This is a genomic window from Streptomyces roseofulvus, from assembly GCF_039534915.1.
Lineage (GTDB): Bacteria > Actinomycetota > Actinomycetes > Streptomycetales > Streptomycetaceae > Streptomyces > Streptomyces roseofulvus.
In genome coordinates this window covers 1,448,837-1,461,406 of sequence record NZ_BAAAWE010000001.1, presented here as the reverse complement: position 1 = coordinate 1,461,406, position 12,570 = coordinate 1,448,837, and the positions used below count along the sequence as shown (strand labels likewise).

Genomic DNA, 12,570 nt, shown 5'->3' with positions numbered 1-12,570 from the left:
ACGGGTCAGGCCGCGCCCTTCAGGGCGGGCCGGGTCAGTGGCACCGGGCGAACCGCCTCGGGCACCGGCAGGACGGCCGGAGCCGCGGCCGCGGCCCGGCGCCCGTGCAGCAGCCAGCCGCCGGCGACCGCGGCCGCGACGACCACACCGCCGGTGACGAGGCCGCCGCGCGCCCCGAGCAGCTCCATCAGGAGGCCCAGGGTCGGCGGGGCGGCCAGCCCCCACAGCGTGCGGACGCTGTTCCACGCGCCGAGGACGCGGCCGCGCATCCGCGGCGGCGGATCGGTCTGCAGCAGCGTGTTCTGGGCGGTGTCGGAGACGGACTCGGCGATGGCCATCGGCAGCGCGAGCACGATCAGGAAGGCGAGCGAGGGGGAGGCCCCGGCGACGATCTGCAGCAGGGCGCCGCCCGCCGTGAGCAGGGCGACCAGGCGCACCTTGGGGGCGCGCAGCCGGGCGCCGAGCACCGCGCCCACGATGCCGCCGACGGCGAGCGCGGTGGACACGGCCCCGAAGGAGCCGGTGGAGCCGGCCAGCGGGCCGGTGACGAGGACCGCGAGGGTCAGCGAGTAGTTCCGGCCGAACAGGGCGCTGACCGCGTTCAGCCCGGCGAGGGCGACGAGCCGCGGGCGGCCGGCGAAGAACACGAGCCCGCCCCGCACGCTGGTGTCCTCCTCCGCGACGGTGACGGTGGCGGGCACGGCGGTGCCGTCGGGCTCCTCCTGGGGCCGTACCAGGGTGAGGAACGGGATCACGGCCGCGACGAAGAGGAACGACACGGCGTTGGCCGCGTAGGCCGCCGCCGTGCCCAGCGCGGCGACGGTGACGCCGGCCAGCGCGGCGCCCGCGAGCCGTCCGCCGCTGTGGGCGAGCGAACCGACGCCGATCGCGGAGGGCACGTCGCCGGCCGGGACCAGGTCGTTGCCGAGCAGGGCGCAGGCGGGGCCGTCGACGGTGGCGATCAGTCCGGTGACGACGGCGAGCGCGAGGAGCACCGGCAGGCTCAGGCCGTCGTTCGCCACGAGGAGGGCGGTGGTCAGGGCCACCAGGCCCAGCGCGACCTGCGCGAGCGCGGCCGTCGCCTTGCGGGGCAGGCGGTCGACGGCGGCGCCGCCGAGCAGGCCCACCAGGAGGCCGGGCGCCGCCTGGGCGGAGATCGACAGGCCGGCCGCGGCGGGCGACCCGGTGAGGTCCAGCACCAGCAGGTTCTGGACCGTCAGCTGCATCCAGGTGCCGGTGTTGGAGACGAGGTGGGCGACGGCCCACCAGCGCATGCTGCGGTGCCGCAGGGACCGCCAGGGCGAGCGGTCGCCCGCCGCGTCGGGGGACGCGGAACGGGGCCGGGGCGCGGCACGCGACGAGGAACGGGAACGGGACCGGAAAGGAGACGGGAGCAGGTTCAGCGAAGGCACGGTGACACCGGGGCGGCGCGGGGGCGCGGCGGGGGCGGAGGGAGGGGGCGGGCGGCCGTGGGCAGCCGTGCCCGTCGAGCGCCGACGGGTGGCGGACGGCCGTCGGCCATCGTGGCAGACGGTTCCCGAGAAGCACGATGGCCGCCCGCGCAGGCCCCGCCCCGCCCTGGCACCGCCATCCCGAAGGCCCGTGCGTCCAGGGGAACTTGGCCTGCGCGTGGGCTTGCTCACACACCCCGTACGGCGATCGAGGAGAGACGACGATGAACAGCGGAGTGGAGATCACGCTCGACGGCCGGCGAGCGCTCGTCACCGGCGGCGCCCGCGGCCTCGGCGCGGCGATCACGCGCCGGCTCGCCCGGGCCGGCGCCGCCGTCCTGGTGGCCGACGTCCGCCAGGAGCAGGCGAAGGAGCTGTGCGAGAGCCTGCTCGCCGAGGGGCTCTCGGCCCGTCCGGTCGGTCTGGACGTACGGGACGCCGAAGCGGTCGGCGAACTGTTCGGCGACCTGGACGCGGCGGGCGAGGCCGTGGACGTCCTGGTCAACTGCGCGGCCGTCGACGTGACGAAGTCCGTGGCCGAACTCAGCGCCGAGGAGATCACCCGGGTGATCACGACCGACCTGCTCGGGCCGATGTACCTGTGCCGGGAGGCGTTCCGCCGGATGGCCGACCGCGGCGGCGGGCACGTCGTGAACATCCTGTCGACCGCGGCCCTCCGCACCTGGACCGAGGCCGGGCCGTACGCGGCGGCCAAGACCGGCCTGCGGGCCTTCACCCACACCCTCTTCCAGGAGGCGCGGCGGGACTGCCCCGGCGTCGGCGTCACCGGCGTCGTCGCGGGCGGCATGGAGACGCCGTTCATCATGGAGCGCTTCCCGGACACGGACACCGCGAACCTGCAGAGCCCGGAGATCGTCGCCGACACGGTGCTGTACGCCCTGTCCGTGCCGGACGGGAGCGCCGTCGCCGAGGTGGTCGTCGTACCGCGCCGCGAGGTGTCCTGGCCGTGAGGGACGGCGGCGTACGAGGGGCCGGCGTACGAGGGGCGGCGGCACGTCCGGGGCGCGGCGCATGAATCGTCCCCGGCCGGTCACACGCCTAGCGACCCGCCCGACGTGAATGACAGGAGGCCACCATGGGCAACCCGCAGCAACCCGAGCAGCGGCGCAGCGGCCGGGGCGCCGGCACACCGCAGGACAGCGCGTCGCTCAAGGCCGGCGCGGCCGAGGAGCCGCGCCGGAGCCGAGGCAGGCCGCACGGCACGGACAAGGGCGAACGCGGCGGCGGCGAGGGCGGCGGAACCCCTCCCGACCAGCGCGAAGCGCCGGAGACCGATACCTGAGCCCGTCGGCCCGAACCTTCGGTACGCCCCCGGCCCACCGGCATCCGCCGGTGGGCCGGGGCGTACCCGTGGGGGCCGGGGCTTCAGCCCTCCGCTCCCCGGGCGACGACGCGGAAGGTGTCGAGGGACGGGTCGGCCGCGTCGGGGATGAGCATCCCGTGCTCCACGCCGCTGCGCAGGTACTCCACGACCTCGGCGGTGATCACCTCACCGGGGGCGATCACCGGGACGCCGGGCGGGTACGGGGTGACGGTCTCCGCCGCGATGCGACCGGGCGCCTTCTCGCGCGCCACGTGCTCCGCCTCGCCGAAGAAGGCGTCCCGGGGCAGTCGGGCCTGTTCCAGTTCCAGCGCCGGAGGGTCCGGCAGCCGCACCGGCGGCCCGGGCTCGATGCTCCCGGCCGCCGCGACGAGCGCGCGCAGAGCCTCCAGGAGTACGGACTCCGTCTCGTCGTCGTCGGCGTGGGTGATCGAGGCGCTGATCCGGCAGGTGTCCGAACTGCCCACGTCGACATGGCGTTCGGCGCGCAGCCACTCGGCCGCCCGCATGCCGCTGATGCCGAGCTGCCGCACGTCGACGACGATCTTCAGCGGGTCGTACGCCGCCGCGTGGCCCTCCTCGACCACCTCGCCGCCCATCGGCACCAGGCCGTCCAGGTCGTCGACGGCAGCGCGCAGCCGTTCGGCGCGGCGCAGCGCCCCGTCGAGCAGTTCCCGGCCGTGCTCCACCATCTGCCGGCGCCAGCCGTCCAGCGTCGCGTAGACGAGCGTCGACGAGCTCGTCGTCCCGAGCAGGTCCTCGCGCTGCTTGAGCGCCTCCGGGCTGATCCGGTCGTACTGGAGGTGGAAGACGGAGCTCTGCTCGATCGCCCCGCCCATCTTGTGGACGCTGGTGACGACGAGATCCGCCTCGGCGTCGATCCCCCACGCGGGCAGGTCCGGGTGGAACGGCAGGTGGGCGCCCCACGCCTCGTCGACGACGAGCGGTACGTCGGCCTCGTGGCAGGCGCGGGCGACGCCCCGGATGTCGGCGCACGTGCCCCAGTCGGTGGGGGTGATCAGGATCATGCCCTTGGCGTCGGGGTGCTCCGCGAGCCGGCGGCGGACGTCGTCGGGCTCCGGGGGGTGGGCGAGATGGCGCGCGGCGTCGAACTTGGGGTGCACCCAGATCGGCTCCACGCCGTTCACCACCACGGCGGCGATCACCGACTTGTGGGCGTTGCGCGAGAGCAGCAGTTTCTCACCGGGACCGGCGGCGGCCAGCATCGCCGTCTTCACCGACAGGGAGCTGCCGCAGGTCGAGAAGAAGGCGCGCTCGGCGCCGACGGCGTCGGCCATCAGCTCCTGCGCCTGTTCCAGGACCCCCTGCGACTCGCGCCGGTCGTCGAGACCGTTGAGCAGGAGCACGTCCGCGCGGAAGACGCCGAGGCCGAGGACGTCGGCCACCCGGGGATCGACGCCCCGCCCCTGTTTGTGGCCCGGCGGACCGAAGACGACGTCTCCGCGGGCGCGGAAGTGCTCCAGGGCGTCGAGTACGGGTGCGCGTGAGTGGTCCATGGCTCCTCGCAGGCGTCGTCGGAGGTCCTTGCCGGGCCCTGCTCCCGCGGCGCGTGGCCGTGGTCGGGACGTCACAGGGGGCACGGGCGCCGCGCGTCGGGCGCGGCACCGCGTCGCTCCTCCCGCGCCTGCCCCCTTCTCCGGATTCGACACGGCTCTCCGGATTCGACACGCCTCTCCGGATACGACACGGCTCTCCGGGGTCGACCCGGCGCACACCGGTCCGCCCCGGCTCACGCCCGTCCGCCACGTCCCCGCGCGGCCGGCCTCCCCGTTCCCGGTTCGCCCGCCCGCCGTCGCGCGGGCCGCGCGGCCTCGGCGGATCGATAGCCTGGGCGGATGCTTACCGAAGTGACGGCGACCCGCTACGTCACGCCCTTGCGCGAGGGCGGATCGCTCCCGGGGATCGTCGAGGCCGACGATCTCGGCACGTATGTCATGAAATTCACCGGCGCCGGTCAGGGCCGCAAGACCCTCGTCGCCGAGGTGATCTGCGGGCAGCTCGCCCGGCGGCTCGGGCTGCGCGTGCCCGAGCTGGTCACCCTCCAGCTCGACCCGGTCATCGGGCTCTCCGAGCCCGACCAGGAGGTGCAGGAGCTGCTCAAGGCGAGCGGCGGGCTCAACCTCGGCATGGACTTCCTGCCCGGCTCGCTGGGCTTCGACCCGCTGGCGTACGAGGTGGACCCGGCGGAGGCCGGGAAGGTCGTGTGGTTCGACGCGGTCATCAACAACGTCGACCGCTCCTGGCGCAACCCGAACATGCTCGTCTGGCACGGCGACCTGTGGCTGATCGACCACGGCGCCACCATGATCTGGCACCACAACTGGCCGGGGGCCGCCGCCTCCGCCGCGAAGCCGTACGACGCCTCCGACCACGCCCTCGCCCCCTTCGCCCCGGACGTCGCGGCGGCCGCCGCCGAGCTGGCCCCGCTCGTCACCCGGGAGCTGCTGGACGAGGTCGCCGCCGACGTGCCCGACGCATGGCTGGTGGAGGAGCCCGGCTTCGACTCCACCGACGCGGTGCGCGCCGCCTACGTGGAGGCGCTGCTGCCGCGCGCGGCCACCATCCACGAGCGGATCACCCTCGGTCCGCGCACCGAACGCCGACCGCAGCAGCCGCCCGGCTGGCTCGCCGAACGCCTCGCCCCCCGCCCCGCTCAGAAGGACAGCACCACGTGACCGACCGCGATGTCTTCGAGTACGCGCTGCTGCGCGTGGTGCCGCGCGTCGAGCGCGGCGAGTGCTTCAACGCGGGCGTGGTCGTCTACTGCCGGGCCCGCTCCTTCGTCGCCGCCCGCACCCACCTCGACGAGGCCAAACTGGCCGCGCTCGACCCGGCCGCCGACGTCACGGGCGTCCGCGCGGCGCTCCGCGCCGTGGAGGGCGTCTGCCTGGGCGGCGACGCGGCCGGCCAGGCGGCCGGTGACGACGCCGGCCGGCGGTTCCGCTGGCTGATCGCGCCGCGCTCCACGGTGGTCCAGCCGGGCCCGGTCCACACCGGCCTGACCGGTGACCCCGAGGCCGAGGTGGAACGCCTGCTCGATCTCCTGGTCCGGTAGGGGACGCCGCCCGTCCGCCGTGTGACGACGGAGTGACAGGGTGCACCCGGTGGGCCGTTGACACCGGGTGCCAGGGCTTCTAGCGTCTCGTCCTGCGGTCGATACTAAGCGGTCGCTCATGAGCCCGGGAGAGAGCCCGGGAACCCTGAGGGCGAGGAGAAGCAACCATGTCCACCACCGAGCAGCGCGTAGCCGTCGTCACCGGTGCCGCACGGGGCATCGGAGCCGCCACCGCGATCCGCCTCGCGGCCGAGGGCCGCGCCGTCGCCGTCCTCGACCTCGACGAGGCGGCGTGCAAGGACACCGTCGAGAAGATCACCGCGGCCGGCGGCCGCGCCCTCGCGGTGGGTTGCGACGTCTCCGACGGCGCCCAGGTGGAGGCCGCGGTCGCCCGCGTCGCCGCCGAGCTCGGCGCGCCGACGATCCTCGTCAACAACGCCGGCGTGCTCCGCGACAACCTGCTCTTCAAGATGTCCGAGTCCGACTGGGACCTGGTCATGAACGTGCACCTCAAGGGCGCCTTCCTGATGGCGAAGGCATGCCAGAAGCACATGGTGGACGCGGGCTTCGGCCGGATCGTCTCGCTCTCCTCCTCCTCGGCGCTCGGCAACCGCGGCCAGGCCAACTACTCCGCGGTCAAGGCCGGCCTCCAGGGCTTCACCAAGACCCTCGCCAAGGAGCTCGGCAAGTTCGGCGTCACCGCCAACGCCGTCGCCCCCGGCTTCATCGTCACCGAGATGACCGCCCAGACCGCCGAGCGGGTCGGCATGGGCTTCGAGGAGTTCCAGGCCGCCGCCGCCTCCATGATCCCGGTGCAGCGGGTCGGCCGCCCCGAGGACGTCGCCAACGCCATCGCCTTCTTCACGGGCGACGACGCCGGCTTCGTCTCCGGCCAGGTCATGTACGTGGCCGGCGGCCCGCTCAACTGACCCGGCACGGCGAGAGAGGGAGCGCGGGATGACCGCACAGCAGCTGCCGGAGCTCTCCGGCAAGGTCGCACTCGTCACCGGCGCCAGCCGGGGCATCGGCTACGGCATCGCCGAGGCGCTCGTCGCCCGCGGCGACCGGGTCGTCATCACCGGGCGCGGCGAGGACGCCCTCAAGGAGGCCGTGGAGCGCCTCGGGGCCGACCGGGCCGTCGGGGTGGCGGGCAAGGCCCACGACCCCGCCCACCAGGCCGCCGCCGTGGCGGCCGCGATGGACGCCTTCGGCCGCGTCGACCACCTGGTGAACAACGCCGGTACGAATCCGGTCTTCGGGCCCATCGCGGACCTCGATCTGGACGTGGCGAGAAAGGTGTTCGAGACGAATGTCGTCTCGGCGCTCGGATTCGCGCAGCGGACCTGGCACGCCTGGCAGAAGGAGAACGGCGGCGCGATCGTGAACATCGCCTCCGTCGCCGGAATCTCCGCCTCTCCCTTCATCGGGGCGTACGGGGTCAGCAAGGCCGCCCTGATCAATCTGACCCAGCAGCTCGCGCACGAATTCGCGCCGGTGGTCCGGGTCAACGCCATCGCGCCGGCCGTCGTGAAGACGAAATTCGCGCAGGCGCTCTACGAGGGCCGGGAGGCCGAGGCGGCCGCCGCCTACCCGATGGGCCGGCTGGGCGTCCCGGAGGACATCGGGGGCGCCGCCGCCTTCCTGACCTCGGACCAGGCGGGATGGATCACCGGTCAGACGCTGGTCGTCGACGGGGGCATTTTCCTGAACGCCGGAGTCGGGTGACCGATAACCGGACACTCTCCGGATTTCCTGTCCGGATTGGCCCCGGTTGCCTATCGATCGTCTCAAGTGCCCCGCCGGGCTCACCCATTGACCTGGCGGGGTACTGCGGTATCGTCGGCCGACCCCAGGCTGAACGAGGAGCGTGCACGTGTTCAACCGGACGAGTCTGCAGGCCGCTGCAGCCCTTGCGTCCATATCCCTGGTATCCGGATGCGGTGTTTTCTCGGATACCGAGTCCGCCGGGGAGCAGAGGATCACGATCGGGACGACGAGTTCTCCCACGACGCTCGATCCCGCGGCTTCCTGGGACAGTTCCTGGGAGCTTTTCAGGAACGTCTACCAGACCCTGATGAGCTTCCCCACGGGAAGCACCACGCCGAAGCCGGACGCGGCCGAATGCAAATTCACCGACACGTCCAGCCGGGTCTTCGAGTGCACGCTTCTCGAGGGGCTCACGTTCTCCAACGGCCACAAGCTCGACGCCAAGGCCGTGCAGTACTCGATCGAGCGCATCCGCACGATCGACGCCGAGGGCGGCCCCAACGGCATGCTCGGCTCGCTCGACACCATCGAGACGGTCGGCGACCGCACGGTCGTCTTCAAGCTCAACAAGGCCGACGCCACCTTCCCCTTCGTCCTCGCCACCCCGGCGATGTCGATCGTGGACCCGGCCGAGTACCCGGCCGACCAGCTCCGCAAGCAGGACGGCAAGATCGCCGGCTCCGGCCCCTACGTGCTGGACGGCTACGAGGTGCGCAAGCAGGCCGAGCTGTCCCGCAACCCGAACTACAAGGGCTTCGCCGACCGCAAGAACGGCGGCGTGACCATCAAGTACTTCGACGAGTCGGAGGCGATGGTCAAGGCGCTGCGCGACGAGGAGATCGACGCCACCTACCGCGGTCTGACCGCCGAGGAGGTGACCTCGCTCCAGGACGACGACCAGGCGAACAAGGGCCTCCAGCTCGTCGAGTCCACCGGCGCCGACATCCGCTACCTGGTCTTCAACACCCAGGACGAGTCCGTCGCCGACCCGGCCGTCCGCCGGGCCGTCGCCCAGGTCGTCGACCGCGACGAACTGGTCAGCAAGGTCTACCGGGGCACCGCCGAGCCGCTGTACTCGATGGTCCCCAAGGGCATCGCCGCCCACACCACCAAGTTCTTCGACACCTACGGCCACCCCGACAAGGCCAAGGCGAAGAAGATCCTGCGCGAGGCCGGCATCACCGAGAAGGTCGAGCTCAGCTTCTGGTACACGACGGACCGGTACGGCTCCTCGACGGCCGCCGAGTTCGCCGAGCTGAAGCGCCAGCTGGAGGCGTCCGGCCTGTTCAAGGTCACCGTCCAGGGCAAGCCGTGGACCGAGTACCAGGCCGCCTACCAGCAGGGCGAGTACCCCGTCTTCGGCCGCGGATGGTTCCCGGACTTCCCGGACCCGGACAACTTCGTCGCCCCCTTCCTCGGCAAGAAGAACGTCCTCGGCACGCCCTACCTGAGCCCGCGGATCACCGACGAGCTGCTGCCCAAGTCGCGCCGCGAGAGCGACCGCGGAGCCGTCGCCGACGAGTTCGAGGAAGCGCAGTCGATCATGGTCGAGGACGTCCGGCTGCTGCCCCTGTGGCAGGGCAAGCTGTACATCGCGGCCCGCGAGGACATCGGCGGCGGCGAGCGCGCGCTCGACCCGCAGACCGTCATGCAGCTGTGGGAGCTGCACCGCCGGGCCAGCTGGTAGACGCCGGTACCGGAGGCCGCCGGGGCCCGCTGTCAGTGGGCCCCGGTAGGTTCCCTACCGGAACTGCCGAACCACCGGAGGTTGTGGACCGTGACCGACATCAACATGCTGCCCGAGTCCTGGCGGGGCGTCCTCGGCGAGGAGCTGGCCAAGCCGTACTTCGCGCAGCTGACCGAGTTCGTCGAGCAGGAGCGGGCCGCCGGGCCGGTCTACCCGCCGAAGGACGAGGTCTTCGCGGCCCTGTCCGCCACCCCGTACGACAAGGTGAAGGTCCTGATCCTGGGTCAGGACCCGTACCACGGCGAGGGCCAGGGCCACGGCCTGTGCTTCTCCGTCCGCCCCGGCGTGAAGACCCCGCCGTCGCTGCGGAACATCTACAAGGAGATGCAGGCCGAGCTCGGCCACCCGATCCCGGACAACGGCTATCTGATGCCGTGGGCCGAGCAGGGCGTCCTGCTGCTCAACGCGGTCCTGACCGTCCGCGCCGGCGAGGCGAACTCGCACAAGGGCAAGGGCTGGGAGAAGTTCACCGACGCCGTCATCACGGCCGTCGCCTCCCGGCCTGACCCCGCCGTCTTCGTCCTCTGGGGCAACTACGCCCAGAAGAAGCTCCCCCTCATCGACGAGGAGCGGCACGTCGTGGTGAAGGGCGCGCACCCCTCGCCGCTGTCGGCGAAGAAGTTCTTCGGCTCCAAGCCGTTCACCCAGATCGACGCGGCCGTCGCCGCCCAGGGCCACGAGCCGATCGACTGGCGCATCCCCGACCTCGGCTGAGCCTCGGCGGGATCGGGGCCGCGGCCGGTTAGCGTCGGACCTCCACGCAGTGCGAGCGCCGGGAGGCCGCGGTGACCGAGCAGCAGCGGACGTCGGACGAGGCCGTCCTGACCAGGATCGGGCAGGCCAGGATGCTGCTCCACGGGGGAGACCGGGAAGAGGCCCGCAACCGCCTCGGCGTCCTGTGGCAGCAGCTCGGCCCCGACGGGGACCCGCTGCACCGCTGCACCCTCGCCCACTACCTGGCGGACGCCCAGGACGACCCGGACACCGAACTGGCGTGGGACCTGCGCGCCCTCAGCGCCGCCGACGGCCTGGAGGACGGACGGCTCGCCGCGCACGACTCGGCCGCCGCCCTCCGGGCCCTCTATCCCTCGCTCCACCTCAACCTCGCCGCCGACTACGCCAAGCTGCGCCGGCCGGACGCCGCGCGGTCCCATCTCGAACGGGCCCGCGCCGCCTCCGAGGCCCTCGACGACGACCGGTACGGGAGGGGGGTCCGGGCCGCGATCGAGCACCTGGACCGGCGGCTCCGCGAGGGGTGAGGGCGGGGTTCCCTCAGTCCTTGTACCCGTCCCGGTCCTTGTACGTGTCCCGGCAGAGCCCCGCCTGCACGCTCGCCGGGTCCCAGCCCCCGTATCGCTCGCCCAGGTCGCACACGTCCTTCCCGGAGACCGGCGGCGCCTCCCGCAGCTGCTCCGCCAGCCGCTCCAGCTCCCGCACCTCGGGCGCCGGAGGCCGCGGGGGCCGGGCCGCCTCGGGCCGCGCCGGAGGGCGCCGGTCGGCGCGGGCGGGCGGTGCGGGGGACGGGGTACGGGACGGGGCGGCCGCGTGGCCGGTGGCGCGGCGGGTCTCGCCGCGCGGCGGGGCCGCGGTGGGCGCCGGGGACGGGAGGGCCGCTTCCAGCGCCTCCCGGGCCGGCCCCTGGAGGACGATCTGCGGCTCCACGTCCTGGACGGGGCGTACGGGGTCGGCGGCGGGCGCCGGGGCCGGTGCGGGCGCCGGGGGCGGCCCGTCGACGGCCACGCACCCGGTCAGGGCGGCGGCGACGGCGGCCCCGGCCAGGAGGCGCGCGGGGGTTCGGGTCTTGTGCACCCGCGCCACTCTGCTCGTCCGGCGCCGATCTTCGAACCCCTACCGGCGGGGAATGCCCCGCACGGGTGAGCGCCCGGTCACCCTCCTTGACCGGTTCAGGCGCCGGTGGCGCCGTCGATGCGCTCGCGGAGGAGGTCGGCGTGGCCGTTGTGCCGCGCGTACTCCTCGATCATGTGGAGGTAGATCCAGCGCAGGTTGATCAGGTCGCCGGTGCGGTGGTGGGCGCCCGCGCCGAGGTCGTCGAGGTCGTGGCGGGCGGCGAGCTCGCGGGCGTGGGCGATCTCGCCCTGCCAGGCGGCGTACGCCTCCGCGTAGGTGTCGGCTTCGGTGGTGTGGATGTCGCGGTCGAAGTCCTCGTCGGTGGCGTAGAGCCACGGGGTCTCCTCGCCGCCGAGGACCTTGCGGAACCAGCCGCGCTCGACCTCCGCCATGTGGCGGACGAGGCCCAGCAGATTGAGCGCGGAGGGCGGGACGGAGGTGGTGCGGAGCTGCTCGTCGGTGAGGCCCGCGCACTTCATGGCGAGGGTCGCGCGATGGAATTCGAGCCACTGCTCCAGGGCCTGGCGCTCACCCGTGGTGGTGGCGGGCCAGACGCGCTCGGACGCTGTGGTGTGATCGGTGGTCATATGGGGCATCGTGGCGGACCGCCGGAGCGGGCGCCAGCGGTTTAGCGTGACGGCCCGGTGAGCATTCCGCGCAGCAACTCGTCGAAGCCGGTCCGCAGTTCCGCGCGGCTCGGGACGGCCGCGTGGAAGGAGCCGGCGGCGCAGGAGAACATCAGCCCCTCGCACCAGGCGATCACCGAGAGCGCGTGCCGCTCCGGGGCCGGCGAACCGGCGCCGCGCATCATCGCGGTCACCGGGTCGTGGAAGGCGGAGCCGGTCCGGTCGAAGAAGCCGCGCAGTTCGGGGCGGCGGGTCGCCTCCAGGGCCAGCTCGTAGCGGGAGACGAGCAGGGCCCGGTGGTCCGTCAGATAGCGGTGCAGCGCGAGCGCGAGGGTGTCGGCGAGGAGTGCGGGGCTCGCGCCGGGCGGCGGCAGTTCGTCCGGTGTGAGGACCTGCGCCTCGCGCTCGGCCTGCCGGCGCACCGCCGTCTCCAGGAGGGCCTGGCGGGTGCGCGCGTGGTTCGAGGTCGAGCCCTGCGGCAGTCCGGCCCGCTCGTCCACCGCGCGGTGCGTCAGCCCGCGCATCCCGCGCTCCACCAGCAGGTCGAGCGCCGCGTCGCCGATCCGCTCGGCGCGGGTCGGGGGAGTGGGGGCGGCCGGGGCCGGGGTGCGCGCGGTCATGGGGACAACCTACCCATCGCCTTCGGACTACAGCTGTAGTACGGTCGGAGTGTCCGGTCGACTACAGCTGTAGTGCCGGTGGTCGCCTGGTGT

The 12,570-nt window shown here is 73.4% G+C and carries 14 protein-coding genes; 9 read left to right on the top strand and 5 right to left on the bottom strand.

What is annotated here, in order from left to right; translation table 11 throughout:
• Nucleotides 1-5 precede the first annotated feature (5 nt).
• Nucleotides 6-1,274 carry an MFS transporter gene (locus ABFY03_RS06695; protein ID WP_346169462.1) on the bottom strand — a complete coding sequence of 423 codons (1,269 nt, stop codon included), beginning with the start codon at nucleotides 1,272-1,274 and terminating at the stop codon, nucleotides 6-8.
• Nucleotides 1,275-1,675: 401 nt separating this feature from the next.
• Here ABFY03_RS06695 and ABFY03_RS06690 point away from each other — a divergent pair, with 401 nt between their 5' ends.
• Both ABFY03_RS06690 and ABFY03_RS06685 read left to right on the top strand, forming a co-directional pair.
• Nucleotides 1,676-2,422 (top strand): SDR family oxidoreductase, encoded by a 747-nt coding sequence (locus ABFY03_RS06690; RefSeq protein ID WP_346169461.1) that lies wholly within the window; start codon nucleotides 1,676-1,678, stop codon nucleotides 2,420-2,422.
• 125 nt (nucleotides 2,423-2,547) lie between these two features.
• The gene (locus tag ABFY03_RS06685; RefSeq protein WP_346169460.1) at nucleotides 2,548-2,754 is read left to right on the top strand and encodes a hypothetical protein; all 207 of its coding nucleotides are present in this window, start codon (nucleotides 2,548-2,550) and stop codon (nucleotides 2,752-2,754) included.
• An 83-nt stretch (nucleotides 2,755-2,837) separates the two neighbouring features.
• Here the strand turns inward: ABFY03_RS06685 and ABFY03_RS06680 are convergent, their stop codons facing one another.
• On the bottom strand, nucleotides 2,838-4,310 hold the full coding sequence (locus ABFY03_RS06680; protein WP_346169459.1) for an aminotransferase class I/II-fold pyridoxal phosphate-dependent enzyme: 1,473 nt from the start codon (nucleotides 4,308-4,310) through the stop codon (nucleotides 2,838-2,840).
• Nucleotides 4,311-4,649: 339 nt separating this feature from the next.
• Between ABFY03_RS06680 and ABFY03_RS06675 the strand changes: the two genes are divergently transcribed.
• From ABFY03_RS06675 to ABFY03_RS06645, 7 genes are all read left to right on the top strand, one after another.
• On the top strand, nucleotides 4,650-5,489 hold the full coding sequence (locus ABFY03_RS06675) for a HipA family kinase (protein WP_346169458.1): 840 nt from the start codon (nucleotides 4,650-4,652) through the stop codon (nucleotides 5,487-5,489).
• Nucleotides 5,486-5,869, top strand: coding sequence for a DUF3037 domain-containing protein (locus ABFY03_RS06670; protein WP_189849307.1), 384 nt, complete (start codon nucleotides 5,486-5,488; stop codon nucleotides 5,867-5,869). Before ABFY03_RS06675 ends, ABFY03_RS06670 begins: the two co-directional genes overlap by 4 nt.
• Nucleotides 5,870-6,036: 167 nt before the next feature.
• A complete protein-coding gene (gene fabG, locus ABFY03_RS06665; protein WP_319007800.1) occupies nucleotides 6,037-6,798 on the top strand; it encodes a 3-oxoacyl-ACP reductase FabG in 762 nt (253 codons plus the stop codon).
• A gap of 28 nt (nucleotides 6,799-6,826) precedes the next feature.
• Nucleotides 6,827-7,594, top strand: coding sequence for an SDR family oxidoreductase (locus ABFY03_RS06660; protein WP_319007801.1), 768 nt, complete (start codon nucleotides 6,827-6,829; stop codon nucleotides 7,592-7,594).
• 148 nt (nucleotides 7,595-7,742) lie between these two features.
• Complete coding sequence (locus tag ABFY03_RS06655) at nucleotides 7,743-9,323, top strand: ABC transporter substrate-binding protein (RefSeq protein ID WP_319007802.1); 1,581 nt, start codon at nucleotides 7,743-7,745, stop codon at nucleotides 9,321-9,323.
• A 90-nt stretch (nucleotides 9,324-9,413) separates the two neighbouring features.
• Nucleotides 9,414-10,097: a uracil-DNA glycosylase gene (gene ung / locus ABFY03_RS06650; RefSeq protein WP_319007803.1), complete on the top strand. Its 684-nt coding sequence runs from the start codon at nucleotides 9,414-9,416 to the stop codon at nucleotides 10,095-10,097.
• Between the two features lie 71 nt (nucleotides 10,098-10,168).
• The gene (locus ABFY03_RS06645) at nucleotides 10,169-10,642 is read left to right on the top strand and encodes a hypothetical protein (protein WP_319007804.1); all 474 of its coding nucleotides are present in this window, start codon (nucleotides 10,169-10,171) and stop codon (nucleotides 10,640-10,642) included.
• Nucleotides 10,643-10,655: 13 nt separating this feature from the next.
• On the opposite strand, the gene ABFY03_RS06640 is transcribed toward ABFY03_RS06645, so the two are convergent.
• The 3 genes from ABFY03_RS06640 to ABFY03_RS06630 form a co-directional block, all read right to left on the bottom strand.
• A complete protein-coding gene (locus ABFY03_RS06640) occupies nucleotides 10,656-11,192 on the bottom strand; it encodes a hypothetical protein (protein ID WP_346169457.1) in 537 nt (178 codons plus the stop codon).
• 95 nt (nucleotides 11,193-11,287) lie between these two features.
• Nucleotides 11,288-11,827, bottom strand: coding sequence for a DinB family protein (locus ABFY03_RS06635; RefSeq protein ID WP_386723559.1), 540 nt, complete (start codon nucleotides 11,825-11,827; stop codon nucleotides 11,288-11,290).
• A 32-nt stretch (nucleotides 11,828-11,859) separates the two neighbouring features.
• Complete coding sequence (locus ABFY03_RS06630) at nucleotides 11,860-12,477, bottom strand: TetR/AcrR family transcriptional regulator (protein WP_346169456.1); 618 nt, start codon at nucleotides 12,475-12,477, stop codon at nucleotides 11,860-11,862.
• Nucleotides 12,478-12,570: the final 93 nt, after the last annotated feature.

Excerpts from the sequence above, each read along its gene's own strand:
- ABFY03_RS06695 (WP_346169462.1), bottom strand. The coding sequence starts at position 1,274 with ATGCGCTGGTGGGCCGTCGCCCACCTCGTCTCCAACACCGGCACCTGG.
- ABFY03_RS06690 (WP_346169461.1), top strand. The coding sequence starts at position 1,676 with ATGAACAGCGGAGTGGAGATCACGCTCGACGGCCGGCGAGCGCTCGTC.
- ABFY03_RS06685 (WP_346169460.1), top strand. The coding sequence starts at position 2,548 with ATGGGCAACCCGCAGCAACCCGAGCAGCGGCGCAGCGGCCGGGGCGCC.
- ABFY03_RS06680 (WP_346169459.1), bottom strand. The coding sequence starts at position 4,310 with ATGGACCACTCACGCGCACCCGTACTCGACGCCCTGGAGCACTTCCGC.
- ABFY03_RS06675 (WP_346169458.1), top strand. The coding sequence starts at position 4,650 with ATGCTTACCGAAGTGACGGCGACCCGCTACGTCACGCCCTTGCGCGAG.
- fabG (WP_319007800.1), top strand. The coding sequence starts at position 6,037 with ATGTCCACCACCGAGCAGCGCGTAGCCGTCGTCACCGGTGCCGCACGG.
- ABFY03_RS06660 (WP_319007801.1), top strand. The coding sequence starts at position 6,827 with ATGACCGCACAGCAGCTGCCGGAGCTCTCCGGCAAGGTCGCACTCGTC.
- ABFY03_RS06635 (WP_386723559.1), bottom strand. The coding sequence starts at position 11,827 with ATGCCCCATATGACCACCGATCACACCACAGCGTCCGAGCGCGTCTGG.
- ABFY03_RS06630 (WP_346169456.1), bottom strand. The coding sequence starts at position 12,477 with ATGACCGCGCGCACCCCGGCCCCGGCCGCCCCCACTCCCCCGACCCGC.